Genomic DNA, 25,017 nt, shown 5'->3' on the forward strand with positions numbered 1-25,017 from the left:
GCGCGCCGAACACCGGGACCTATCGGATGACGGTGCCCGGCGCGACGGCGAGCAGGTCATGTTCTGGAGCCGCCCTGGAGCACCGCTTCGATCTCGCCTGCGATATCGCCACGACCGAGCTGCGCGCTGCGGAAGTCCTGTGTGCACGGCAGGCGCAGCAACAGTTCGTACCCCACGTCGACGCGCACCCGCCCGGAGCGGAGTACGAAGTCGTAGGCGTGCCCCCCGCGTGTGCGGCAGTTGGAAAGGAAGTGCAGGTGGTAGCCGGCCGCGGCCACCCCCAGCATGTGGGTGGGGCTGCGGAACCCGACGACGGTCCCCTGAAGGTCGGTGTGGGTGGAGACGACCTGCCCCGCCACCGCGTCGATCAGCCGGGAGTAGGGGCGGTGCTGCTCGGGGAGCATCCTGGTGACCATGTGGTCGAAGTGTCCGTCGACGCGGACCGCGTAGAACAGGTTGTGGCTCGGGAGCCAATTGTCGATCACCGTGCGCAGCCCCGCTGCGTCGATCGGCTCCGTCAAGCGCCAGTCGTACTCGCCATGGAAGTACGTCACCGCCGCGAGCGGGGTCGGTGCGGACGGGTCGGCCTCACCGGCGGTCCCGTCGGCGCGCAACCGATAGCAGCGGCCGTCGAGGACGATCATCTCGCCGTCGAGTCGGTCAAAGGTTCCGATGCCGAAGTCTCCGTGGCGGCAGAGCTCGGCGATGGTCGTCGTGCCTTCGTAGACGCCCTCCAGCATGGCCGTCATCGTCGAGGCCTGGAATATCCGCCCTCTGGGCCGAGTTCGGGGTTCCTGCCCCGGTCCGTGTTGCGGAGTCGGATCTGATCCCGGCATGTGCCCCCCCTGAGTCCTCGTGAGTTCGACGGTCCGGCGGCGTTTACACCTCTTTCCACGGACCGGATCTGCGTCCAGCACGTTAGGGAACCGGCACGGCGGTCACAACGGCGTGCAGACGGTCGCACGTCGTGCGGTCGGCGCATCAGACCGGCGCCCGCCGTGCGACACCCCCTTGCGCCACACTTCGGGCCTGTGGGTGCGTCACCCCGGCGGGCGCGCATCCCCGCAGGTCTGAGCCCCGGCTTCCGAGCCCCACTTGGCCTGGGCCACTCGGTCGCCCCCGGCTGCGGCTCCGTACGGCGTTCTGCCGCACGCGCCAAACGCCCACTCAGGCCAGCGCACCCAGGACATGCGGCGCGGCCTCCGCGAGCGTCGGGAAGTGACGGTGGGCGTCGGGGTGCGGGGCATCGGTGTTGACCGTCCAGACCGTCATCCCCGCGGCAAGCCCGGAGCGGACCCCGGACGGCGCGTCCTCGATCACCAGGCACTCCGCCGGGTCCGCGCCGAGCTTCTCGGCGGCAAGCAGGTACGGCACCGGAGGCGGCTTCCCCTCGGCCACCGAGGCCGCGTCCACGACGAGCTCCGGCATCGGGAGGCCGGTCCTCTCGAACCGTCCCCGCACCCGGTGCTCGTAGCCGCGGCCTTCGGGGTCCGGGGGTAGGGGGGAGGGCCGGGCATCGGTTGCCCTCGTCCTGGCGGTCCTGGCCGTCCTGGTGAGTGGTTGGGGCATGCGCGGGCCGCGGTTGAACACTCACCCGATTCGTGTGGGAAGTGCACCGGCCGGCCGGCTTGCACCCGATCGCCGGATGCCGCCGACCGTCCTGGATATCGCCGCAGGTCCGATCCCTCTCCTCGCCGAAAGGTCTGCTTGCATGATTCGCCGTTGGTTCATGTCGATCCTCTGCGTGATCCTGCTTCTCGCACCCGGGTCACTCACTGCGGCTTCGGCCGCCGAGCCCCCTGCCACGTTGCGGGTCCTGACCCGCAACCCCTACCTGGGTGCCGACCTCGCACCCTTCCTCGTGGCCACCACCCCACAGGTGCTCGTCGGCGCCGTGACCACGGTGTACGCGAACGTCCAGGCAATGAAAATTCGGGTGGTGATCGGACTCCATCCTTCCGGCAGTCGCACGGTTCCGTGGCACGACAAGCCGCAGGTACGGGTGAACCACGATGCGTCGGGGTCACGCGGGCGCCGCTGCACCTCCTGGGAGAACCCTCCCTGAGTCCCGATCGGAACGACTGCCTGGCCTCGTGCGGCCCCGGCCCGTCGCTCGCCTTCCACGGCGCCTGACCACCGGCCCGGTTCGGACCGGGCGCGTCGACCCGGCCGACGCCGTGCGCTGAATGGCCCACCGAGGAAACGTTTCGTCATGTCACTTGGCCGTGTCGGCACGACGGGGCCACGGCTCGGGAGGTGGTGGGGGGTATACATATGCCCCGAACCCCCTTACGACGAAAGGATCTTGCAGTGGACCTCAATGAGGGTGACGGGATTCTCACCGGTCTGGTCAGTGATCTTCTCGAACTTCTCGGCAATCTTCTCAACGGGCTCCTGTAGAAGGACTCCGGCGCCGGACGGCCGGCAGAAGCAGCGCTCCCGGACGTGCGGCGGTACCGACCGCCGCACGCGGAGGGCCGGCCCGTGTCCTCGGAGCGCCGGCCTCTGCCGACCGTGTGGACGCAAGAGACCAACGTTCCGGAAGTGCCGACGGCGCCACCCCCGCCCAGCTCGGCCTCGGCCTCGGCTTCCCCGAACAACGCGTCACGGGAGGCGAGTTGTCGGCCGTGATCCGGTACGGTCGGCCCGAGACCGACACGTGCAACGCTGGCGCACGGGGCCCTCAGACGCCGCTCAGCGGGCCCTCACGTACTCGACCGCATCACCGCGGCCCGGCTGCGCTCGACGCCGCGCGCACGCCTCGCCCGCCTCGCCGGAGCCCTGATTTGCGGTCAGCCTGACCTGGCCCGCAGCTCAGCCTGTTTCGCCTCTACCAGGTGCAGCTCTTCCTGCACCCTGAGCGCAAGGTCATCAAACCCCATGCCTGCACGAGCTCCAAGAGCGGGGGCAAGATCTTGGCCAGCGCATCCACAGCGGCATCCTTGCGGCCCTGGTCGACCGACCGTTGAACCGCACCGACGGCATCATTGAAGTTGCGCACGAAGCTGGACAGGGGGCAGTTCGCTTTGCGTACCAAGCCGCTCGCCAGTTGTGCTATCCGAAGCAGATCCTGCAGTCGCAGCTCAATCAGACCGGCGTCCGCAATCGTCTCTGTGTATCCGCCTTGCGGCATGCCGACCTGCGGGTCACGGCAGACGATCTCGGCCTCTGGATGGCGTTTGGAGCACCGGGCGTCGGCCCGTGAGCACGGCCCCGGTGCCCGCTGTACGTGCTCGTCTCACTGCCGGGCTGTTCACGAGAACCTGATGGGAGGTTTGCGGTTTCAGGGACGCGCTTGGGTTGCCCGGCGATGTGTCGAGCGGATGAGGACGGAGACCAGGGCAGCCAGGTCTGCCGCGCCGGCGGCGTCGTCCGCGTACCGCGTGATCTGCAAAGGGCCGACCTGATCCAGCCGGACTCCCTCCAGCTCCAGGACGTAGGCAAGGGTGAGCATGGCAAGGCGGCCGTTGCCGTCCGGGAAGGGGTGAAAGAAGGCCACGTCCAGGTAGGACCTGGCCGCACGGGAGGCCAGGGGGACTCTAGGGTCGGCGCTCTCGCGCAGACAGTGCTCGAAGTCCCGCTGGGTGTGCGGCGTGAGTGCGTAGCGTTCCCGGCCGCCCTTGGCGAAGGCATCGCCCTGTCGGAACGGAACTTCGGGCGTGCCAAGGACGAGCCGCTGCCATTCCGCCAGGAGCACGAAGGTGAGCGGGCGCTTACGAGAGGCGTCTGCACGCGACTGAGTCACCGCCGCGAGCAATTGGTCGCGGCGAGCCGGATTCGAGTGACGGCCTCCCTCATCGCACCAGGTGGCAAGGCCGTCCACGGCCGCTGCGACCGGGGCAGGCGTCTCACTGGCTGCTGAAGCCCAGTCGATCTGGTTCCTGACATGGCGCCAGGCAGCCAAGGCGTCAGCGGTCACGGTATGGGTGCTCTCCGGTCAGGCCTACGGCGAAGTCCTCTCCCACGGAGTCGACCAAGGTCCGCGATGGTTCCGTCCAGCTCTTGAACCTCCCACCGATCGCGGCGTCGACCGCGGCCTTTGCGGTCTCCGGTTCCATGCCCGTGGAAGTGAGGAACCAGGTGAGCACCGTGTGGCAGAGTCCGTACCAGCCGCATTCGGCACCCGTGCGGTCCACGACCACCGTCACCAGTCGGGTGACCGCCCGTTCCAGGTGCCAGCTGCGCTCCTCGGCATCCGCCCCGGCGGGCGGCGCCAGCTGTGCGAACCTCTCGGCCAGTTCCTCCAGCCAGTCGCGCCACTCCAGCAGCGACGCGACCACCTTGGCGGCCGTCGCCGCGGACTCGCCCACGGAATGGGAGGTGCAGCACCAGCTGGTGACGACGCCACCACCACCGCCCTCGCCGACCGCCCAGTGCCATCCGCAGGTCCATCGGCCGTATCGGGCTGCCAGAAGCGCCGTGACCTCGGTGGTGAAGCGATGTCCCTCATCCCGTCCGGCACCGGCAGGAGGAACCATCGGGGCGATCACCGCGGCGACCCGAGAACCCTCCTCGTCGTCCCAGTCGAAGGCGATGAGGTCGGGATCGACGGCAGACCACGGCAGCCAGGCCGGGGCGAGCTCGTAGTTGACGGCCGTGGCGTTCCTCCGTATCGGGCAAGGCAAGGCAAGGCAACTGGGGGATCGTGCCAAAGGCTCGCGGGTTTGTCATACAGTTTTTCGGCGCCGGGGTCCACCCTGCAGGCGTTGTGCACAGCACAGACGGCGGACCAGGCACGGCGACCGTGGAGCCGCTGCAGGCGGCCGTCCTGACCACGGGCTGCCGGCCGGCGAGGCCGGCGACGATCCGGCCGGCCGTTCCGCCGACCGCGTTGGGACCGCCTTCGCCCCGTAGGCGGTGACCGTCGCAGCCGTCGCCTCGTCCGGCACCCGTCCACGTCAGCGGACCGCCGATGGGGCCGTAGACGCATGTCTGTAGTACTTCCGTCGGCCGTTCCACCGGTCCACCCGACGCGACTCGGCCCCCTGAACGACACCGGACACCGGGACCCGAACAGGTGTCGAGCCTTTCGGGTGGTTGACGACGGAAACACGGCGAGGTGGCAGGCGGGTGGCAGGGCCCGGGGAGAGCCTGTCCGAGGCCAACTCGCCGTGTCGGGAACATCAGCAGCCATCGCAGGCCGCTCGAGGAAGAAGGAGAAGCCGGCATGGCGATTCAGCGGATGGACAACGTCGGCATCGTCGTCGAGGACATGGATGCCGCCATCGCGTTCTTCGTGGAACTCGGCATGGAGCTGGAGGGCAGGACGGAGGTCGCGGGCCGCTTCGCCGACCAGTGCACCGGACTCGACGGCGTCCGCTGTGATGTGGCGATGCTCCGTACCCCGGACGGCCACAGCCGGCTCGAGCTGGCGAAGTACCTCAGCCCCGCGGTGATCGGCGCCGGGCCGCGCAACCGGCCACACAACGTTCTGGGCACGCACCGCGTCATGTTCGCCGTCGACGACATCGAGGACACCGTTGCCCGCCTGCGCCCTCACGGCGCCGAACTCGTCGGTGAGATTGCCCGGTTCGAGGGAAGCTACCTGCTCTGCTACCTCCGCGGCCCGGCGGGCATCATCATCGGCCTGGCCGAGCGACTGCGCTGAGACGGAGGCACCGGACCATGCAGCCGGCCGTCCCGGGGGGCTCCGTGCCGCGCCTTGCGCAGGGGCGGCCGTCAGTACGAGTGGTCGACCGTGACGTCCGCCGACAGGCGCAGCGCCGCTTCGGCCGGTGCGCCGCGGAGCTCCAGCAGGACGAGGGTGAGGGCGTCGATCACGGTGAGCTGGGCCAGCCGACTGGCGACGGTTTCGAGGCCGAAGACCAGGTCCTGGCCGCCCGCCACCAGCGTGCAGTCGCTCGACTCGCTCAGCGGCGAGCGGGCGTAGCTGGTGAGGGCGACGACCCGGGCGCCGGCCTGTCGTGCGCCCCGGGCGACGTCCACCGTGCTGCGGGTGGCACCCGTATGACTGATGACCAGGCACGCATCGGCCGACGTCAGCTGTGAGGCGGCGAGTCGCGCGGTCAGCAGGTCGGCCGGCGCGTCGACCGCGAAGCCCAGCGCGCGCAGCCGGTACGCGGCGTCCAGCGCGACCGCGCCGGACAGTGCCGCGCCGACCACCAGCACCCGAGAGGCCGCGTCGATCAGTCCGGCCGCGGTGCGCAGTCGCTCCGGGGTCACCGTCGCCGTCACTCCGTCCAGAGCCTCCCGGGCGGCGCGCACCGTGTCGGCCAGGGCGCGGGCGGCCGGGTCCCGGTCCCGGGAGGGCTCCTGGGCTGGCGCCTGCCGGGCGGCGGCGATCTTGAGTTCCTGGTACCCGCGGAACCCCAGCCGCTGGCAGGCCCTTACGACCGAGGACGGCGCGGTTCCGGCCAGCGCGGCGACATCGCTGACGCTGAGGTGCACCAGCTCGGCGCCCTTGTCCAGGACGACCTGGGCCACCCTCGCCTCGGTGTCACGCAGCTCGGACAGATGGGCGCGGATGTGGGCGGCGAGCCCGCCGGCGGCTGCGACCGCCCCGGGCGACGTGGAATGAATTTCCATGCGATTATCCTATCAAGGAATTCCATTCCACAGCTTGACGTGGGGAGCGCCCGTGCCCGCCAACCTGCCGTCCCTGTCGGGCCCGGCCGCCGTTCCGGTCGTCGTGCTCGCCTCGGCGATGCTGCACGCCGTCTGGAACGGCCTCACCCACGGCTTGCGCGACAAACTGGCCGGCTTCACGCTCATCAGCCTGGCCTCGGCCGGCTGCGGGGCCGTTCTCGTCTGCATAGCCCCGCTGCCCGACCCGGCGGCGTGGCCGTACATCGCAGCCTCCGCCGCGCTCCAGGTCGCGTACCAACTCCTGCTCCTGCGCGCCTACCAGCTCGGCGACTTCGGCCAGATGTACCCCACCGCCCGGGGCACCTCGCCTCTCGTGGTGGCCCTGGTCTCCGCCGCGTTCCTCGGCCACTCCCTGCCCGCCGGGCATGCCTTCGGCATCACGGTGATCTCCTGCGGACTGGCCGGCCTCGCCCTCGCCGACGGAATCCCCGGCCGGGCCCAGCTGCCCGCGCTGGCCGCCGCTCTCGGCACCGGCGTGATGATCGCCGCGTACACCCTCGTCGACGGCAGCGGCGTCCGCGTCTCCGGCAGTGTCTTCGGCTACATCGCCTGGCTCTACCTCTGCCAGGGGCTCGTCCTCCCGCTCATCGCCTGGGCCCGCCGGGGGCCCTCCCTGCTCACCACGCTGCGCCCGCTGTGCGGCCGGGGCCTGGCCGGCGGACTGATCTCACTGCTGGCGTACGGGCTCGTCGTATGGGCGCAGTCGCGTGGCGACCTCTCCACCATCGCCGCCCTGCGGGAGACCAGCATCGTCTTCGGGGCGCTGATCGGTGCGGTCGTCTTCCGTGAACGCCTCGGCCACCGGCGCATCACCGCGAGCGCCGCCGTCCTGGCGGGGATCGCGGTGCTACAGCTGACCGGCGGCGCGTGAGGGCGGGGGCGGCGCCTGTACCGGCACTGCGTCGGCTTCGGCCGGCACGGCAGCACCGCCCGGGCCATCGGTCCGGCAGCGGATCATGTGCCGGGCTGCTGGAGCATCAGTGGCTGAGCGACCGGAGCGCCGCCGCGTCGTACGGCTTCAGCTCGTCGAAGCGGTTGCCGAGGACCTTCGCCGCCCACTGCGGGTCCTGGAGCAGCGCCCGGCCGACGGCGACCATGTCGAACTCGTCGCGTTCCATACGGTCCAGGAGGTTGTCGATGTCGCCGAGCGCGGCCCCCTCGCCGGCGAAGGCGCGGAGGAAGTCTCCGTCGAGGCCGACCGAGCCGACGGTGATGACCGGCAGCCCGGTGAGCTTCTTGGTCCAGCCCGCCAGGTTCAGGTCCGAGCCTTCGAACTCCGGGAGCCAGTAGCGCCGGGTGGAAGCGTGGAACGCGTCGACCCCGGCCGCCGCCAGCGGGGCAAGGATCGCCTCCAGCTCTTCGGGGGTCTGCGCGAGCCGGGCGTCGTAGGCCTCCTGCTTCCACTGCGAGTAGCGGAAGATCACCGGGAAGTCGGCACGGACGCGCTCGCGGACCGCGGCCACGATCTCCGCGGCGAACTTCGTGCGGGCCACCGCGTTGCCGCCGTAGGCGTCGGTGCGGCGGTTGGTCCGCTCCCACAGGAACTGGTCGATCAGGTAGCCGTGGGCGCCGTGCAGTTCGACGCCGTCGAAGCCGATCCGCTCGGCCTCAGCGGCGGCGTCGGCGAACGCGCCGATGACATCGTCGAGATCGGCGCGGGTCATCGCCTTGCCGGTCCCCTCGGTGCCGTCGACGCGGATGCCGGAGGGGCCGACGGCGGGCGCGTCGGCGTACGGGGGCTCGCCCTGCTTGCGCACCATGCCTATGTGCCAGAGCTGAGGCACGATCGCGCCGCCCGCCTCGTGCACGGCCTCGGCGACCCGCGCCCACCCCGCCAGCTGTTCCTCACCGTGGAACCGCGGCACCCGGTCGCTCTGCCCGGCGGACTCGTGACCGACGTAGGTGCCCTCGGTGACGATCAGGCCCACGCCTGCGGCGGCCCGGCCGGCGTAGTAGGCCTGCACGTCCTCGCCGGGCACGCCGCCGGGGGAGAACATCCGCGTCATCGGAGCCATCGCGATGCGATTGGGGACGGTCAGGCCGTTCAGCGTGACGGGCCGGGAGAGGATCTCGGCCGCGCGGGAAGCGGTGGTCGTGGTGACGGTCATGCGGGTCCTCCGGGTTGAGGCTGTGCTCGTCGGCACGACGAGAAGTGCATAATACACATGCTATGTATCATGCATAACGCATCGTGGCTCGGGCATCGCGTGGTGCGCTCCGCCGACCACCCGGCAGAGGCCCGCCGGTCTCCCGGGTCGGCGATAATGGAAGGCCGGAAGGAGTCAGGAGGCGCAGTGCTGGAGAAACTGGAGCGGGAGCTGATGCTGCTCTCGCGGCACCAGGTGCTTGCCCGGCGCGAGCGCGATCCCGAACGTCTGGAACGGTCGGCGTACCTGCTGCTCAGCCGGATCGACGCACAGGGCCCCATGTCCATAGGACAGTTGGCAGACGCCTTCGGGCTCGACACCTCGACCGTGAACCGCCAGACGGCCGCGCTGCTGCGCTGCGGGCTGGCCGAACGCGTCGCGGACCCGGACGGCGGCATGGCCCGCAAGCTGCGGATCACCGTGGAAGGCGGGCGCCGGCTCGCCGGAGACCGTGAGGTCAACCAGGCCTGCCTGGCCCGGGTGGTCGCGGGCTGGTCCCCCGCGGAAGTACGGGAGTTGGAGGACGTCCTGCTCCGGCTCAACCGCAGCGCCGAGGCCCTCGAAGGACGGCACTGGCCGCGCGCGGAGGAAGACGACGCCCGCACCGCATGTCACCCGCCGGTACCGCGGGAATCCGGGGCGCCGGCAAGCACAGCCTCTGGTTCTGCCGGTTCCGGCAACAGGTCCTCGGCCACTGCCGATCCTCCAAGGGCATAGCGCGATCGGCCGGACCGTCCTGAGGCCGTGTACCGGAAGTACTGCCGTGCTCCTTCCCTGTGTGCGAGGGGTGTGCGCAACTCGGTGGCGTCCGGGATGGATGTGAGGGAGGCTCACGCGCATGGTTTCTGTAGTGCAGAACGTGGCGATCGACTGTGCGGACGCCTACGAGCTGGCCCGGTTCTGGAGCAGAGTGACCGGCCATCCCCAGCATCCGGAGGACAAACCGGGTGACCGGGAGACCCAGGTGCTGTCGGCGGAAGGCCCGGTGCTGTACTTCAACCAGGTGCCCGAGTCCAAGGTCATCAAGAACCGGATCCATCTGTGTTTGCGCCCTGAGACATCGCGTGAGCAGGAGGTGGAACGGCTGCTCGGCCTCGGAGCCACCTTCGTCACCGACCACCGGAATCCCGATGGCTCTGGCTGGGCAGTCCTTGCCGACCCCGAGGGCAACGAATTCTGCGTTCTTCGCAGCGAGTCCGACCGAGCCGCGATGGGTTCCTGACACCCACCGCGCTGCCTTCCGCGCCGCGCCGGAACCATGACACACGGCCCCGTTCGCGTCGACACCGAAGCCGACGGGGAGCCGGAGCCCAGGCATCGAGGTCCAGATCGAAGGCCACGCGAGCGGACGCCCCCTCGCTCCGACGCCCCTATTTGAGGCCGCTGAGCATCACGCCGCGGATGTAGTACTTCTGCAGCAGCAGGAAGAGGATCAGGACCGGCGTGGTGCTCAGGACGAGACCGGCCATGACGATCGGCATCGTGCGGGTCGGGTCCACGTGGTCCTGCAGGAGCTGGATGCCGACGGGCAGGGTCATCACGTCCGGGTTGGCGGTCGAGATGAGCAGCGCCCAGATGTACTCGTTCCACGCGTGGACGAAGGTCAGCAGGCCGAGCGTCAGCAGGACCGGCCTGGTCTGCGGGACGACGATCCGCCACCACACGGCGAACTCGCCGGCACCGTCGATGCGCGCGGCCTCCAGGACCTCGTCCGGGATCGAGACCATGAACTGGCGCATCAGGAAGATCCCGAATCCGTTGACGAGGAACGGCATGGCGAGCGCCGCGATGCTGACGGTCAGGCCTGCGCCCCCGCGTCCGAGCAGGTCGTTGCCGCCCGCCAGGGGCCAGTGCACCAGGATCAGGAAGTGCGGGATGAAGAAGAGGAACGGGGGGAACATCATGGTCGACAGCACGAGTCGGAAGATCAAGGTCCGGCCGGGAAAGCGGAGCTTGGCGAGCGCGTAGCCGGCGAGCGATGACGTGAACAGCACCGACCCGGTGATCACGGCGGTTGCGATGACGCTGTTCCGGAAGAGCACCGGCAGATCGAGCTGGTGAATCGCTGCCCGGTAGTTCGACAGGTCCAACGCCTCGGGCAGGAACCGGTACGGCAGCGTGCCGGCCTCGCCGGCCCCCTTGAACGAGGTCATCACCATGTCGAGGAACGGCACCACCGTGAGCACGGCGCCGGTCACGACCACCAGATACGAGAACCACGGGAAACGGCGGCGGATCATGCGTCCTCCCCCTTCCGGCGGAAGATCCACAACTGTGCCAGGGTGACCATGAGGACCACCACGAACAGGACGAAGGCGGCAGCGCTCGCAGGTCCCCAGCGGCCGTACGAGAACGCCTGCCGGTACATCTCCAGAGCGGCCACGTTGGTCGCGTCACCCGGCCCGCCCTTGGTCATCACGGTGATCAGCGCGAACGACTGCAGACCGCTGATGAGCTGGGTGATGCACACCAGCAACAGGGACGGCCGCAGCAGCGGCAGTGTGATCTTCCGGAAGACGGTGACCGGTCCGGCGCCGTCGAGGGCTGCGGCCTCGTAGTACGACTCGGGAATGGACTTGAGCCCGGCCGTCAGGACGAGGATCGCCGAGCCGACCGATGCCCAGGCCTGAACGACCACGACCGAGGGCAGCGCGGTGTCCGGGTCCTGGAGGAAGGCCACCGAGCCGAGCCCGAGGGCGTTGAGCGTGCCGTTGACGAGGCCGCCCGGCTCGTACATGTACTTCCACACGTTGCCGACGGCGACGACGGTCGTCACGATCGGCAGGAAGTACAGGGTGCGCCACAGACCCTGGAACCGCAGGTTGTCGATGCAGGTTGCGACGACCACGGAGCCGGCGAGCGCGAGGACCACGGTGCCCAGGGCGAACAGCAGCGTGTTGGTGAGGATCGGCGCCAGGAACGTCGATCCGTCCGCGAAGAGACCCGCGAAGTTCTCCCCGGCGACCTGTTCGATGTCTCCGAGGTCGAACCCGGCCCAGCGGGACATCGACAGCATCAGTGCGAAGCCGAGCGGCAGGATCAGGAAGACGGCGAAGAACAGCAGCGTCGGTGCCAGGAAGAGGTACGCGACAACGGCTTGGCGGCGGTGGGTCCGGCTGCTGCCGTTCACGGCGGGCCCGGCGACCCGCGTGCCGGGCGCCGCCCGCCCGGTCGCCGCCGGCGTCAGCGTGTTCACCATGAGCGCGACACCTCTCGGTCGACCTGGCGGCGGGTGGCGCGCAGTGCCTGGTCGACCGAATGCTGACCGGTCCACAGCGCCTCGATGTTCTTGCGCAGCAGCGACTTGGCCTGTTGGGCGCCGGGCACGTTCGGCTCCGGTACCGAGTACGCCAGCGCGTCCAGGAAGGGGTGCAGGTTGGCATCGCCGTGGCCGCTCAGAAGCGTCCGCATGTCATCGGCGCGGCCGGTCAGGGAGCCGGCCGACACCTGTAGGGAGCTCATCCTGGTCGCTCTCCCACCCTCCTGGGCGCTCTTCACGTTCACTTTCACTTTCTCCGTGTTGAGCCAGCGCAGGAACTCCCAGGCCGCGTGCGGGTGCTTGCCGGCCGCGTTGACCCCCAGCATGAAGCCGGTGGAGAGCGTGGCGCGCTTGCCGCCCGTCTCGGGCAGGGGCAGCGGCGCGACGCCGACGTCGCGGTAGTCCTTGCCCATCAGGGTCTTCAGGCTTCCGGTCCACCAGCCGGCGCTGATCACCATGGCGACCTGTCCGGACCGGAACGCCTTGTAGACGTTGACGCCGGGGGAGCTCGCGCCGCCGGCCACGAGGCGGTGCTCCAGATCGAACACGGCCCGGCCGGCCGGCGAGTCGATGGCGGTGCTCCTGCCGTCCTCGGAGACGAAGGTTCCGCCGGCGGCGTTGAGCAGGGCGAGCGTCTGGCCGACGGTGGTGGAGTCGTCTGCGGTCGACAGTCCGAAGCCCTGGACCAGGGTGTTGCCGTACCGGTCGCGCCGGGCGGTGCGGTAGGCGGTCTCCTCCATCTCCCGCCATGTGCGCGGCGGGCCGTCGACGCCGGCTTCGCGCAGCAGCCGCTTGTTGTAGTAGAGGGCGTACGTCTGCACCTCGGTGGGGTAGCCGTAGACGCGGCCGCCCACCGATGCGGCGTCGACCGCCGCTTCGCTGTAGCCGCGTGTGATCTCCTCGGCGTGCTCGGACGGTGCCGGCCGCAGGACGCCGGCCTGGACCAGTTGGCCGTTCCACAGGCAGTACGGGTGGAGGATGTCGGGGCCCTGGCCCGCGGCCTGCCGGACCATGAACGTGGTCAGCAGGTCCGAGAACTCGACGGCCGCGGTCTGCACTTTGACCCGGTCGTGGGTGGCGTTCCACTCGTCGACCGGGCCCTGCAGGGCCTCCTTGAGCACCCCGCTCGCGTAGTGGGAGAGCAAGGTGAGGACGATCGGATCTCCGGGCCGCCCGGTGCCCTGGTGCGGCGCGGAGCATCCGGAGGCGAGCAGCGCCGAGGGGAGCGCGAGCGCGAAGTGACGGCGGCTCAGGCCGCTGGAAGGGCGCGCAGGCGTCATCGAGCGGCATTCCGGCGCATCACGCGGAACACGCGGGTCGTGGTGAAGCCGGTTTTGCGGTACATGTGGCCTGCCGGGGACCGCGCGCCGGTCCACAGGAACCACGCGGAGTGCGCGCGGCGCGCCCGCATCCGCTCCAGGACCAGGTGCAGGAGGACCTCGCCGAGTCCGGTACCGCGCATCTCCTCCAGCACTCCGATCGGGCCGAACCTCTCGTCCACCGCGTCGAACGCGCCGTGCATCGCCCAGCCGACCATGCGGCCCGATGGGTCCCGGACGACAACGATCCGGTCGAGCGGCGTGCCCGCGGCCAGACACGCCCGGATCGTGCACGCCCAGTCCGGGCCGAAGCGGCTCCCGGCCAGCGCGAGGAGATCCACCAGGTCGTCGTCGGAGGGGGTGGCGAACCGGTAGCCCTGCGCCGTCAGTTCCTCCACGCGGCGCGCGACGTCCTCCGGGAGGCGGTAGCCCACCAGGCCGCGGTCCATCGCCGTCGCCTCGTACAGCGTGCGGAAGCCCAGCGACTCCAGGAGCCGGGCCGCTTCCGGGTACGCCTCGGCGTCCAGGCCGGGGAGGACGTAGTTCGGCGTGTACGAGGAGAAATCCACCTGGTTTCGGCCGTGGCCGTGCAGCCAGTCGAGGGCGTCGGCCAGCAGCCGGCGGCCGAGGCCGCGCCCGCGGGCGGCCGGGTCGACGAAGAAGAACGGGATCCAGCCCTGCTCCGGCTCCAGGTCGGTTCCGGCCATCGGTGTCAGACGGCGCACCGCGTAAGCCGCACCGACGACACGGCCGCCCTCTACGGCGACCCGAAGCCCCTCCGGATCGAAGTTGGCGTCGAGCAGCACCAGGGAGCGGAAGCGGTCCGCGGTGATGGGGTCGGCCGGCGCACTGCGCCGCCACACCTCCACCACCTGCGGTCCGTCGCCCGTGTGAAAGCCGCGGATGTCGGCACGGGATGTCGTTGTGCGGTCGGTCATCGGCGGGGTGTCCTTCCATGCGCAGCTCGGGGACAGGGTCGCGCGTCGCCCCGGAGATGCTCCGATCCCGGTGTGGGGGGCGTCCGTGGCGGCTGTCGGTTCTGCATCGGCATCCGCTTCCGTCAAGGGGACAGCAGCAGGTCGCTGCGGCAGCGGGTTCACGGGTAGATCAGCACGTCGTCGCCGGCCCATCGGCCGGGTGGCGCCGGCGGATCGCACAGCGCCAGTGGGTCGTCGTCCGCGTCGACGGCACGCCGCAACCGGTCGGACCCCCACAGCAGGTCGACGAAGGGACGCCGGTCACTCCCGTCCGCACCGCTGTCGACGCCGCGCCACGCGAAGTGGTCCGGGTACAGCCGCCGCAACGTGTGGAGCATCGCCACGGCGGTGCGTACGGGAGCGAAGGTCTCACGGTCGGTGACGTGGAGCTGGACCCCGCGCAGCTGCCGCCCGGCGTGCTTGTGGAACGTCGGCACGAACCGCAGATCACGGAAGCGCACACCCGGCAGGTCGAGCTCGGCGAGCGAGGACGCGAACCGCGCGTCGATGTAGGGGGCCCCGACGATCTCGAAGGGCTGTGTGGTGCCCCGGCCCTCCGAGAGGTTCGTACCCTCGAACAGGCACGTGCCGGGGTAGACGGTGGCCGTGGCGGGCGTCGGGATGTTCGGCGAGGGCGCGACCCACGGCAGGGCGGTCGCCTCCGCGCTCATGGCACGCTGCCAGCCGACGACGTCGATGACGGTCAGGTCAACCGCATTGCCCGCCGCTCGGGACACCAGCGACGCGTTGAGATACCGGGCGAGCTCGCCGCAGGTGAGCCCGTGCCGGACGGGTACCGCGGCCCGCCCGACGAAGCTCGCCCACGCCGGGTCGAGCAGCGGGCCCTCGCTGACGAGTCCACCGAGGGGATTGGGCCGGTCGGCGACCACGAACCGTACGCCCGTACGCGCTGCGGAGACCATCAGGTCGAACATGGTCCACACGTAGGTGTAGAACCTCGCCCCGATGTCCTGCAGGTCGTACACCAGGGCGTCGACACCACTGTCGAGCAGGAGCTTGTCGAGGAGCTCACCGCTGCACCGGTACGTGTCGTGGACCGGCAGACCGGTGGTGGGATCCGCGTGAGCGGGCTCGCTCTCGCCGGCCTGACCGGTCCCGTACAGACCGTGCTCGGGGCCGAAGAGAGCGACAAGCCGCACACCGGCCTCGACGAGCGCGGGTGCGGCCGGACGCAGGTCGGGCAGGACGCCGGTGTGGTTGGTCACCAGCCCCAGTCGGCCGGGCCCGGCGAGTCCGGGCGACGCGCGCAGTCGTGCGATCCCGGTCGTCACCGGGACGCGGTCGTCCGTGCTGGTCTTTTGCCCCGTCTGCCAGTGACATCTCGAAGCCACGGCGAGAAATTTACTGGTATGTCCTCTAATTCCGCAATCATTTGCCCGTAGGTCGTGCCGAGGCCCTCCGCGGCCGGGCAGCGAGGCGAGGAGCGTGAGGATGCGGTGGCCCGGCAGGGCCAACCCGGCTCGGCTATTCGTCCGGGCCCGACCCTGCCGCCCACCGCCAGGCCGCCAGGCCGCCAACCGTCCGAAACGCACTCTGATCATGCGTCAAGGGGGAACCTCCGGGCTCGGATCCACCTCCTTCCAGTCGGACACAGAAGGGAGAGCTGATGGCAACGCAGAGGCCGAGGGAGATTTCGGTGGCGTGGGGACTGACCCTGGCAGCCATAGCGTCGGAGGCGACAGTGTGGCTGCTGGGAGTGTTCGTGGTACCACCCACCGGGCTGGAGGAGCTCACGGCGTTCTCCGGCCGGAGCACCGCCTACGCGCAGCTCGCCTTGTCCGGCGGGGTGACAGCCGCCCTCCTGGCCGGCTGGCTGGCCATGGCCGGCCGGCTACGGGCCGGCCGTCCCTGGGCCCGGACTGTCCTGACCGTCGTCGGCCTCGCCTTCCTGGCGTTCCGGGCCGGTGGACTGGGCACCGACGGCATCGGCCCCCTGTGGTGGACCGCCACCAACGCACTGCCCGACCTGCTGGCCGCAGCCGCCATCATCCCCATGTACCTGCCCCGGGCGCACAGCTGGCTGGACAGCACCCGGAACCACGCACCCGCGACGGGCGCACACTGAGCAGCATGGTCACCGCGGCCGAACCGGGATGCGGGCCGACTCCGTGCCGCCGCAGAGCTTCGACCCCGAGGACAGGTCTGCCCTGAACCTCCCGGGCACCGGCCGCCGCGCCGTTCGAACAGAGCGCGTTCTGTACCGGCCCGAGGTCGGCGGGTATGGCTGCGTCCTCCTCCGCTGTACGGGGAGTTGCCCTCCGCCTGGCGTCCGCCGCGTGGGCGTCGCCTCTCAGCGTCGGGCCGCCGTCGGCGGGGTGGCGGCGCCGTTCAGGCAGTGGTCGAGAAGTGCGTGCATGCGGGGGACGGGGAGGGACGGGTTGGCTGCCGCGCCCTCTGCGGTGCGGGGGTTGGTGAGGATGGTGTCCAGGGTCTCCGGTGTCACGTTCGGATTGGCGGCGGCTGCCCGGCGTACTGCGTCGTCGGGGTCTTCCAGCGGAGGTTCGGGCAGGGTGGGGTCGGCTGCTGCCAGGGTGCGCACCTCGGGGTCCGGGTGGCCTATGAGGTGGGTCCGGCCGGTTCGGGGGAACGCGGACAGGGTCAGCAGATGAGGACGGTGGGCCGGGCGGGTGACGAAGACGTCCAGGAGGAGGTGCGGCGGAGCCAGTGGGTGGTGACAGGCCAGCCGGATCCGTACCTCCTCGTCATCGTCCAGCGCCAGTGTCCCGACGAGCTCTGCGGGCAGGCCGGGCCAGCTCGCCGCAACCCGGCGGAGCACCGGTTCCCCGGACGCCGCGCAGGTGGCGTACCAGTCGGGTGACGGCTCGGTGGCCGGCTCCGTGATCGGGCAGGTGCAGTCGGGACCGTGCTCGACGACCGTCTGGACCGCCTGGAACTCGGCCCAGGTGCAGATGGAGGGCTGGAGGCGGGCACGCATCCGCACGTCCTCGTCCGGATCCTGCCTCAACTCCGACGCCGCCTCCGGTCCCAGGTCGGGCCGGATGGCGACCAGCCTGCGGATCTCTGCATCGGGGTGGCGGGAGAGACGGGCCAGGGCGTCGGCCGGGGTATGGCGGTTCCGGGCCAGTGGATGCACCTCGTCGTCCGCGAAGCACTGCTCGACCACCGCGGGTGACAGGGCACAGGTGCCGAGCACGAACCACCTGTTGCGTGATCCGGGGGACGGCAGGGCGGCCTCCACCGCCTCCGGGTCCAGCTGCCGGCTGCCCTTCCTGGCGGCTTCCCGTACAGCGGGGTCGGGGTCGTCGAGCAGGGCCCTGCGCTGCGCAGAGGTGAGTGACAGCCACTGGTGGGCGGCGTACAGACGGAGTGCGGGGTGGTCGTGGCCGGCCATGTCCCGCGGGAAGGAGGCAGGGACCTGCCGGGAGGACCAGAGCTCCCCCACGATCTCCCATTCGGTGACCCTGCCGTCCTCGCCTCCGTCCCGGGCGGTCAGGAAGGTGACGAGAATGTCGTCCGGCAGGGGCCGGACCCACCGGGGCTGGTGGCGGGTGCCGCCTGCGAGCTGCGCACGGACCAGCCCCGAGGGGTCCGATGCCAAGGGAACGAGTCGTGCGGGGTCGACGTGCCGGTTGCAGGCGAGGGCGCGGCGGATCCGCATGGCCGGGTGGCGGAGGGCCGCTTCGATGACTGCTTCGGGCAGGGCGCGGCCCTCGCACATCAGCAAGCCGGCCTCACCGGCCGCTTCGTCCAGGAGACGTATCAGCACGTCGGCGGGCGCCGCCGGGTTGAAGGCGATGCCTCGCAGCCACAGTTCACGGAGGAGATCGGACACCACGTCATCCTGCCACCTCGCCTGCTGAACCGGGCCTCCCAACGGCTGCCTCGTCTGCGCTGCGGGCGTGGGACGGTCGTGCTCCGTCGGTCAGGGCCGCAAGCCGCTCGCCTGAGTGCGATCCCGGACAAGGCGGATACCACGCGCGGGTCGCCGTGGCCTCAGGCGTCTGCGAGGCCACCCGGCGGTGACAGGGCAGCGGCATGGTGTCGCTCGTGCTCTCGAGCAGCCCGTCGCGCACAGCACCGGACCGTAGGTGGGCACCCTTTCGGGCGGGGCGCGTGTCGGGCAGGATTCCCGTCGCACCCGGTTGCGCGGGGGGGATGCCCAGGAGCGGCGGCGCCGGCTTCAAGAGGGGGAGATCGCGTGTCACCAGAGGACGAGCAGGCGATGCGGGACGCGTTCTACCGCGATCCCTATCCGCGTTACGCCGTCGCGCGCCGTACTGAGGGGCTGATCTGGATACCCGAGGTCGATGCCTGGCTGGTCGCGCGCGAGGGCGACGTACGGGAAGTGCTGCGCCGTGCCGAGGACTTCTCTTCCGCGAACGCGCTGCTGCCGGACGTTGCTGTGGGAGAGGACGCGCGCGGCGTCCTTGCGCGAGGGTTCGGTCCGCGGCCGACCGTGGTCTCCTCGGACGGCGCCGCCCACCGTCGCTACCGGAGTCCGCTGAACAAGGGCATGCCATCCGGCCGGATGCAGACTCTGCTGCCGTATGCCCGTGAGCAGGCGGGGCGGCTGGTGGACGCCCTCGCCCCGGACGGCTCCGCCGAACTGGTGGAGGCGTACGCCCGGCGGCTGCCCGGACTGGTCATCGGCCGGCTCATCGGGCTTGAGCCCTCCGACGTCCCGTTGGCGGTACACGGCGGCTACCGCGCCGAGGAACTGCTGTTCCGGCCCCTGTCCCCGAGTGAGCAGGTCGCCGCTGCCGAGGACGTCGTGGCGCTCCAACACCTCCTGGACGGCTACGTCCGCGACCGTCGGGCCCGCCCGCGTGAGGATCTCTGCTCGGATCTGGTCGCGGCCCTCGCCCCCGGGAAAGGCGAGTTGACGCTCGAACAGCGCCACGAGTCGGTGGCCAACCTGCAGAATCTGCTGATCGCGGGATTCCTGACGACGAGCGCGCTGATCTCCACCGCTCTGCTGCACCTGCTCAGGGACCGGGAGCAGTGGTCGCTGCTGTGCTCCGATCCGACGGTGATCGGGGCTGCCGTGGAGGAATGCGCTCGCTTCGACACGGCGATTCAGGGCTTCCGCCGGGTCACGACGCGGCCGGTGACACTGGCCGGGACGAAGCTGCCCGCGGGGGCCACGGTGCTCGTGGCCTACGCCTCCGCCAACCGCGACGAGCATCGCCACGCGCGAGCCGACCGGTTCGACATACGACGCCTCGAAAGCCGGCAGCACCTCGCCTTCGGTCACGGCCCGCACAGCTGTCCGGGCGCCCGTCTGGCACGTGCGCAACTCCGGCTGACGCTGGAGCTGTTCTCCCGTGCACTGCCCGATATGCGGCTGGACGAACGACGACCGCCGCCGTCCATGCGCCCCACTCTCATCCACCGTTCGCCCGAGACCCTGTACGTGACCTGGTGAGCCACCGGCGACAGGCCGGCCCCGGATGCCGCCCCGGGCGATGGCGTCCGAGCCGGCCGGCTGCGCGGGCTCGGCGCTGACGGACGCAGGTCATGGGCTTCTGCGGCCCTCCCCCGCTTCCCGCGCACGCGGGACCGTCCTGGTCAGAGCACCTGCGTGAACAGGGCGCCCACGAGCAGTCCCAGCCCGGCCATGGTGAAGAGTGCCCCCAGGGCCGCGCCGAACCACCACAGCTTGGGGCTCTCACCCGCCAGGATCCAGTGGTCGGGGTTCGCCGGGTCGTAGAGGACCTCGACCCGGGTGCCGGGGGCAGGGGTCTTGTCCTTGGTGCGGGCGATGCTCGACTCGGTCTCCATGCGGCGGTCTCCTGCAGTGGTCCACGCGATGACCGGGGCGTAGACCGTGGTGCCGGTGCTGCGGAAGACGATCGTGGCATCGGAGTCCATGCCGCTCATCCGACTGGTCTTGAGGCGGGATACCACGCCCCGGGCCGTGGTTCCCGTCCGCAGCAACCTCTGGGTCCTGCGCGCCCTGATGTACGCCGCCGTGCCGATCGCCGCGCCGGACGCCGTCAACACCAGCGCGAGGATCCAAGGGACGAGGGAGGACATCAGAGCGGTTCCGATCACCAGGAGGGACTGCGGCGGATTCCGACGCCGGCGGCAGCGTGCGGCGCGTCAACGGGGAAGCCTACCCATGGCGGCCGAGACCCCTGTGGTCCGTGGTGGCGCGAGGGGTCGGGTCCGGTGGGCTCGGTCTCCGCGTATGCGCGAAGGCGCTCGGCCGGGAGGTCCGGGCTTCGGTGACCCCGCGTTCCTGAACCACCTCCGCGACGCGATGGCCGCGAAGGCCCAAGGCATTGCCTGACGCCCGGCGGCGCGTCGGGGTCCGTAGTCATTCGGTTCCAGGGCGCCGTACGGAAAAGAGACCGGTTCGCGGCGTACCCGGCCCGGGGTGCCGTCGGCGTGGGCAGGATGCTGCCCGCATCGCAGTCCCACCGACACCGTTGCGTGGAGGTTCGATGGACCGTTCCCCCTACCCCTTGTCCGTACCGGAGCCGGGTGCCGAGCCGGGGCCGCCGGGTGGTCCGGCGCCCCGGGAGGAGTTCGCCGCCGAACTGACCCGGCTCCGCGAGAAGGCCGGGCTGACCGTGCGGATGCTCGCCGCACGCGTGGAATCGCCGGGCGCGCACACCACCATCGGCGGCTGGTTCGCCGGGCAGAGCCTGCCGTCGATCGGCTCGTTGCCGCTGTTCCGCCGGGTCCTGGACGAACTGGGCGTGTCCGGGCCCGCCGAGACCGGGCGCTGGCTGGAGCGCCTGGCCGATCTCCGGCGGGCCCGTACCCCGCGCGCGGCCCGGGGCGTGGTGCCGTACCGGGGTCTGGCCGGGTTCGAGGAGCACCACGCCGACTGGTTCTTCGGCCGGACGCGCCTGCGGGACGCGGTCGTCGAGCAGGTCCTGACCCACGGGCCCGGGTTCCCGCACCTGCTGGTGGGAGCGTCCGGATCGGGAAAGTCCTCCCTGCTGCGGGCCGGGGTGCTTCCCGTGCTGCGCGGGGAACACGGTTTCACCCCCTGCCTGCTGACGCCGGGCAAGGCGCCGGCCTCGGCACTCCTGCATGCCCTGGCCGCCCTGACGTCCGGACCGGAGGGCAGCGCAGCCGGTGGCGGGTCCGGCACTGACTCCGACCCCGCCGCGGGCACCGGCACCGACCCCGGCACCGCCACGGGCGCCGACACGGCCACCGGCTCCGCCTCCGGCCCGGGTTCGGACCCCGGGGAGGCCGCCGCCGACCTGGACCGGTGGGCCGAACGCCGGGGGGTCCGCGTCCTGGTGGCCGTCGACCAGTTCGAGGAGGTCTTCACCGTCTGCGACGAGCCCGCCGAACGGGACCGGTTCCTGGCCTGCCTGGCCGCGCTCCCCTCGGCGCGTGTGCACGTCATCGGTGCCCTGCGCGCCGACTTCTACGCCCAGGCCCTCCAGGAACCCGCCCTCGGTACGGCCCTGCAGCGCGGCCAGATCGTCGTCGGAGCGCTCACCGCCGAGGAGATCCACAGCGTGGTGCACGGCCCGGCCGCCAAGGCCGGGCTCACCGTGGACGAGGGTTTCGCCGACCTGCTGGCCTCGGACCTGCGGAACTCCGGTGCGGGCGCTCTGCCCCTGCTCTCGCACGCCCTGCTGTCGACCTGGGAGCGGGGCCGGGGAACGGTCCTCACCATCGCCGACTACCGGGCGGGCGGGGGCATGTCCGCGGCCGTCTCCGCCAGCGCGGAGGAGGCGTACGCGGAACTGGCCGAGGGCCGGCGCGGCCTCGCGCGGACCCTGTTCCTGCGCATGGTCGCGGTCGGGGACGGCGTACCGGACACCCGCCGGGTGCTGCCCCTGCCCGGCGCGTCACGGTCTGCGGACGAGTCCGCGGATGGAGGGGCCGGACGCGTGTACGAGGTGCTGGAGCAGTTCGTGGACCGGCGCCTGGTCACGCTGGACGGGTACGGCGCGCGGATCACCCACGAGGCGCTCCTGTCCGCCTGGCCGCGCCTCCGCGGCTGGATCGAGGCCGACCGCGCCGGGCATCTGGTGTGGCAGGACCTGACGCGTGACGCGGAACGCTGGCGCGCGGCGGACGGGGAACGCTCGCTGCTCTACCGGGGCACCCGGCTGGCCCTGGCCACCCGCTGGGTCGAAGCCGACGGACGCACGCACGAACTGACGGAGCGGGAGACGGCGTTCCTCGCGGCGAGCCGCACCGCGGAGGAGCAGCGTGCCCGCCGGGACCGGCGGCGCGTCCGGCGGCTGCGACAGCTGTTGGCCCTGTTGACCGCCCTGGCCACGGTCGTGGGGGCGCTGGCGGCGGTGGCACTGGTGCAGCGGCGGGACGCCGAGCAGCAGCGCAGGGTGGCGCTGTCCCGGCTGGTCGCGGCCCGGTCGGAGCGGCTGCGCGGCAGCGACCTGGCGCTGGCCGCCCAGTTGAGCCTCGTGGCGTACCGGACGGCGCCCACCGCCGAGGCCCGGGCGGCCCTGACGGACGTCTCGGCGCTGCCCTCGGTCACCCGGCTGACGGCCTTCCGCGGGGTGGTGCAGTCGGTCGCGCTCAGTCCGGACGGGCGCACCCTGGCCGCGGCCGGCCTGGACCGGACGATCGCCCTGTGGGATCTGCGGGACACCGCCCGGCCACGGCGGCTGGACGTTCCGTCGCCGGTCTTCGCGGACACGGTGTACGCCCTCGCGTTCAGCCCGGACGGCCGGCGGCTGGCGGCCGGCGCGGGTGACGGGACCCTACGGGTGTGGGAACCCGCCGGCCCGCCGGAGGGGAGTCCGGGTGGCGGTGTCCTGTCCGGGCCTTCGTCCGCGGTGTACGGGCTGGCGTTCGCCCCGGACGGGGGTGCGATCGCGGCCGGGTCCGCCGATGGCGGGGTGTACGTCTGGCGCGGCGGCGGGGCGGACGGCGGGGCCGGGACGGGCAGCGGAGCCGGGACGGGCAGCGGCGGTTTCGGCGGCGCCCGGCGGCTGGGCGGGTTCGAGGGGCCCGTCCACTCGGTCGCGTTCCGTCCCTCCGGCGGTACCCTCGCGGCCGGCGGGGCCGACGGAGCCGTTCGCCTGTGGGACACCTCCGGAACCGGGGAACCGGTGCCCTACGCAGGGCCGTTGACCGGTGCCGCGGGTCCGGTGTTCGGGCTGGCCTTCACCCCGGACGGCAGCCGCATCACGGCCGGCAGCCAGGACCGGACCACCCGGACGTGGGCGGTGCCCGGGCCCCGGGACCGGGCGCGGCCGGCCCCGCACGTCCTGGGTGGTGCGCCGGCGGCCGCGGACGGGCCGGCCAGCTACGTGAACACGGTCGCGCACAGTGCCGACGGCCGGTGGACGGCCACCGGAAGCGCCGACAACCAGGTGCGCCTGTACGACGCGGCGACGCTCGCCCCGGCCGGCGTGTTCCCGCACCCGGGTCCGGTCACCTCGCTCGTGTTCCTGCCGGACGGGCAGGGCCTGGTCACCGGCGCCGCCGACGGCACCGTACGGATCTGGCAGCTGCCCGGCCGCCCGCTGCGCGGCATGCAGGGCACCGTGAACGCCGTGGCCTACGGGCCGGACGGGACCCTGCTCGCCATCGCCGCGAAGGAGGTGCACCTGTGGGACGTGCGGGATCCGTGGCGGCCTCGGCCGGTGGGCCGGCCGCTGGCCAACCCCACGGGCTATTCGGGCACTCTGTCCTTCTCCCCCGACGGCCGCACCCTCGCGGTCGGCGGTCGGGACGGCAAGGTGTGGCTGTGGGACACCAGCCGGCCCGAACGGGCCGCGCCGCGCGGCGAACCAGTCTCCGGCGGCACCGGAACCGTGCAGTCCGCCGTGTTCTCGCCGGACGGGCGGACCCTGGCGGTCGGCAGCGAGGGCCGTACCGTGCGGCTGTGGGACACCAGTGACCCGGACCGGCCCCGGCAGACGGGCGAGCTGACGGAACCGACCAACTTCGTCTACTCGGTGGCGTTCAGCCCGGACGGGCGGCGGCTGGCGGCGGGCACCGTCGACAAGCAGGTGCTGGTGTGGCGGATTCCCGCGGACGGCGGTGTGCCGAAGGCGGAGTCCACCCTGCACGGGCCGGGCGGTTACGTGATGTCCGTGGCCTTCAGCCCCGACGGCCGGACCCTCGCCGCCGGCACCGGCGACCGCGACGTATGGCTGTGGCGGTTCGACGGTCCCGGGGACGGAGGGCGGGCGGGCCCGGTGGCCGCCGGGCCGCCGGTCAGCGCCGGGCCGCCGCTGACCGGGCCCAGCAGCTACGTGTACGCCCTCGGGTTCGCGCCCGACGGCCGGACCCTGGCCGCCGCGAGTACCGACGGCACGGTCTGGCTGTGGGACACCGGCGGCCTCGGCCGCGCCGGGGCGGGCCGGCCCGGTGTGCGGGCCGTGCTGAGCGGTCTCGGCGGCAAGGGGTACGCCCTCGCCTACAGCCCGGACGGGCGTTCGCTGGCGGCCGGCGGGTCGGCGGCGGCCGCCCTGGTGTGGAGCACCGATGCGGAGGACTCCGCCCGGCACGTGTGCGAACGCGCGGGGTCGCCGATCACACGGGCCGAGTGGGCGTCCCTGCTGCCGGGGCTGCCGTACGCGCCTCCGTGCCCGTGACCTGCCGGCGGGTCCACGGAACGGACTCCCCGGCTGTACGGATTTGTACGGAGTCCCGTCCGGACCCGTCCGGCCTGCGGTTCTTCCCTTCCGCCGGTCCGGTCCGGCAGGGCTTGCTGGTGGGGCGCCACCGGGCAGCAAAGGCAGGGCCCGGTCGGCGGACCCGCGACACCGAGCGAA

The 25,017-nt window shown here is 71.7% G+C and carries 20 protein-coding genes and 2 pseudogenes; 9 read left to right on the plus strand and 13 right to left on the minus strand.

Annotation, left to right across the window (positions count from 1 at the left end; all coding sequences use genetic code 11):
- Nucleotides 1-56 precede the first annotated feature (56 nt).
- Nucleotides 57-836, minus strand: a complete 780-nt coding sequence (budA, locus tag ACGFQ9_RS00295) for an acetolactate decarboxylase (protein WP_393569595.1) — start codon at nt 834-836, stop codon at nt 57-59.
- Nucleotides 837-1,167: 331 nt separating this feature from the next.
- Nucleotides 1,168-1,473: pseudogene (locus tag ACGFQ9_RS00300) on the minus strand (HAD family hydrolase); the annotation flags it as partial.
- 238 nt (nt 1,474-1,711) lie between these two features.
- Between ACGFQ9_RS00300 and ACGFQ9_RS00305 the strand changes: the two are divergent.
- A complete protein-coding gene (locus ACGFQ9_RS00305) occupies nt 1,712-2,065 on the plus strand; it encodes a hypothetical protein (RefSeq protein ID WP_393569597.1) in 354 nt (117 codons plus the stop codon).
- Between the two features lie 900 nt (nt 2,066-2,965).
- Nucleotides 2,966-3,205, plus strand: a complete 240-nt coding sequence (locus ACGFQ9_RS00310; protein ID WP_393569599.1) for a hypothetical protein — start codon at nt 2,966-2,968, stop codon at nt 3,203-3,205.
- A 78-nt stretch (nt 3,206-3,283) separates the two neighbouring features.
- On the opposite strand, the gene ACGFQ9_RS00315 is transcribed toward ACGFQ9_RS00310, so the two are convergent.
- Together ACGFQ9_RS00315 and ACGFQ9_RS00320 are read right to left on the minus strand one after the other, a co-directional pair.
- Nucleotides 3,284-3,919, minus strand: a complete 636-nt coding sequence (locus ACGFQ9_RS00315) for a Fic family protein (RefSeq protein ID WP_393569601.1) — start codon at nt 3,917-3,919, stop codon at nt 3,284-3,286.
- A complete protein-coding gene (locus ACGFQ9_RS00320) occupies nt 3,909-4,625 on the minus strand; it encodes a hypothetical protein (protein ID WP_393569603.1) in 717 nt (238 codons plus the stop codon). The genes ACGFQ9_RS00315 and ACGFQ9_RS00320 overlap by 11 nt, the downstream gene beginning before the upstream one ends.
- A gap of 542 nt (nt 4,626-5,167) precedes the next feature.
- Here ACGFQ9_RS00320 and ACGFQ9_RS00325 point away from each other — a divergent pair.
- Nucleotides 5,168-5,608 carry a VOC family protein gene (locus ACGFQ9_RS00325; RefSeq protein ID WP_393569604.1) on the plus strand — a complete coding sequence of 147 codons (441 nt, stop codon included), beginning with the start codon at nt 5,168-5,170 and terminating at the stop codon, nt 5,606-5,608.
- Nucleotides 5,609-5,679: 71 nt separating this feature from the next.
- On the opposite strand, the gene ACGFQ9_RS00330 is transcribed toward ACGFQ9_RS00325, so the two are convergent.
- Entirely contained in the window at nt 5,680-6,546 is an 867-nt protein-coding gene (locus ACGFQ9_RS00330) for a MurR/RpiR family transcriptional regulator (protein WP_393569606.1), read from the minus strand.
- 118 nt (nt 6,547-6,664) lie between these two features.
- Here ACGFQ9_RS00330 and ACGFQ9_RS00335 point away from each other — a divergent pair, with 118 nt between their 5' ends.
- A complete protein-coding gene (locus tag ACGFQ9_RS00335) occupies nt 6,665-7,477 on the plus strand; it encodes an EamA family transporter (protein WP_393570756.1) in 813 nt (270 codons plus the stop codon).
- Nucleotides 7,478-7,583: 106 nt separating this feature from the next.
- On the opposite strand, the gene ACGFQ9_RS00340 is transcribed toward ACGFQ9_RS00335, so the two are convergent.
- The gene (locus ACGFQ9_RS00340; protein WP_393569608.1) at nt 7,584-8,714 is read right to left on the minus strand and encodes an NADH:flavin oxidoreductase; all 1,131 of its coding nucleotides are present in this window, start codon (nt 8,712-8,714) and stop codon (nt 7,584-7,586) included.
- Between the two features lie 156 nt (nt 8,715-8,870).
- Here ACGFQ9_RS00340 and ACGFQ9_RS00345 point away from each other — a divergent pair.
- Both ACGFQ9_RS00345 and ACGFQ9_RS00350 read left to right on the plus strand, forming a co-directional pair.
- Nucleotides 8,871-9,335: pseudogene (locus tag ACGFQ9_RS00345) on the plus strand (MarR family winged helix-turn-helix transcriptional regulator); the annotation flags it as partial.
- A gap of 256 nt (nt 9,336-9,591) precedes the next feature.
- Nucleotides 9,592-9,975, plus strand: coding sequence for a VOC family protein (locus ACGFQ9_RS00350; RefSeq protein WP_393569610.1), 384 nt, complete (start codon nt 9,592-9,594; stop codon nt 9,973-9,975).
- A 148-nt stretch (nt 9,976-10,123) separates the two neighbouring features.
- On the opposite strand, the gene ACGFQ9_RS00355 is transcribed toward ACGFQ9_RS00350, so the two are convergent.
- From ACGFQ9_RS00355 to ACGFQ9_RS00375, 5 genes are all read right to left on the minus strand, one after another.
- On the minus strand, nt 10,124-10,993 hold the full coding sequence (locus ACGFQ9_RS00355; protein WP_393569612.1) for a carbohydrate ABC transporter permease: 870 nt from the start codon (nt 10,991-10,993) through the stop codon (nt 10,124-10,126).
- Complete coding sequence (locus tag ACGFQ9_RS00360) at nt 10,990-11,952, minus strand: carbohydrate ABC transporter permease (protein WP_393569614.1); 963 nt, start codon at nt 11,950-11,952, stop codon at nt 10,990-10,992. Before ACGFQ9_RS00360 ends, ACGFQ9_RS00355 begins: the two co-directional genes overlap by 4 nt.
- Nucleotides 11,946-13,292: an ABC transporter substrate-binding protein gene (locus ACGFQ9_RS00365; protein ID WP_393569616.1), complete on the minus strand. Its 1,347-nt coding sequence runs from the start codon at nt 13,290-13,292 to the stop codon at nt 11,946-11,948. The genes ACGFQ9_RS00360 and ACGFQ9_RS00365 overlap by 7 nt, the downstream gene beginning before the upstream one ends.
- Nucleotides 13,289-14,269 (minus strand): GNAT family N-acetyltransferase, encoded by a 981-nt coding sequence (locus tag ACGFQ9_RS00370; RefSeq protein ID WP_393569618.1) that lies wholly within the window; start codon nt 14,267-14,269, stop codon nt 13,289-13,291. Before ACGFQ9_RS00370 ends, ACGFQ9_RS00365 begins: the two co-directional genes overlap by 4 nt.
- Nucleotides 14,270-14,427: 158 nt before the next feature.
- Nucleotides 14,428-15,660, minus strand: a complete 1,233-nt coding sequence (locus tag ACGFQ9_RS00375; protein WP_393569620.1) for an exo-beta-N-acetylmuramidase NamZ domain-containing protein — start codon at nt 15,658-15,660, stop codon at nt 14,428-14,430.
- Nucleotides 15,661-15,965: 305 nt separating this feature from the next.
- Between ACGFQ9_RS00375 and ACGFQ9_RS00380 the strand changes: the two genes are divergently transcribed.
- Nucleotides 15,966-16,394, plus strand: a complete 429-nt coding sequence (locus ACGFQ9_RS00380; protein ID WP_393569622.1) for a hypothetical protein — start codon at nt 15,966-15,968, stop codon at nt 16,392-16,394.
- 225 nt (nt 16,395-16,619) lie between these two features.
- On the opposite strand, the gene ACGFQ9_RS00385 is transcribed toward ACGFQ9_RS00380, so the two are convergent.
- Complete coding sequence (locus ACGFQ9_RS00385) at nt 16,620-18,122, minus strand: hypothetical protein (RefSeq protein ID WP_393569623.1); 1,503 nt, start codon at nt 18,120-18,122, stop codon at nt 16,620-16,622.
- A 390-nt stretch (nt 18,123-18,512) separates the two neighbouring features.
- Here ACGFQ9_RS00385 and ACGFQ9_RS00390 point away from each other — a divergent pair, with 390 nt between their 5' ends.
- Nucleotides 18,513-19,715 (plus strand): cytochrome P450, encoded by a 1,203-nt coding sequence (locus ACGFQ9_RS00390; RefSeq protein WP_393570757.1) that lies wholly within the window; start codon nt 18,513-18,515, stop codon nt 19,713-19,715.
- A gap of 143 nt (nt 19,716-19,858) precedes the next feature.
- Here the strand turns inward: ACGFQ9_RS00390 and ACGFQ9_RS00395 are convergent, their stop codons facing one another.
- Nucleotides 19,859-20,344, minus strand: coding sequence for a DUF3592 domain-containing protein (locus ACGFQ9_RS00395; RefSeq protein WP_393569625.1), 486 nt, complete (start codon nt 20,342-20,344; stop codon nt 19,859-19,861).
- Between the two features lie 392 nt (nt 20,345-20,736).
- Here ACGFQ9_RS00395 and ACGFQ9_RS00400 point away from each other — a divergent pair, with 392 nt between their 5' ends.
- On the plus strand, nt 20,737-24,837 hold the full coding sequence (locus ACGFQ9_RS00400; RefSeq protein ID WP_393569627.1) for a hypothetical protein: 4,101 nt from the start codon (nt 20,737-20,739) through the stop codon (nt 24,835-24,837).
- Nucleotides 24,838-25,017: the final 180 nt, after the last annotated feature.

The sequence above is a fragment of the Streptomyces sp. NPDC048603 genome (assembly GCF_043199475.1).
GTDB lineage: Bacteria > Actinomycetota > Actinomycetes > Streptomycetales > Streptomycetaceae > Streptomyces.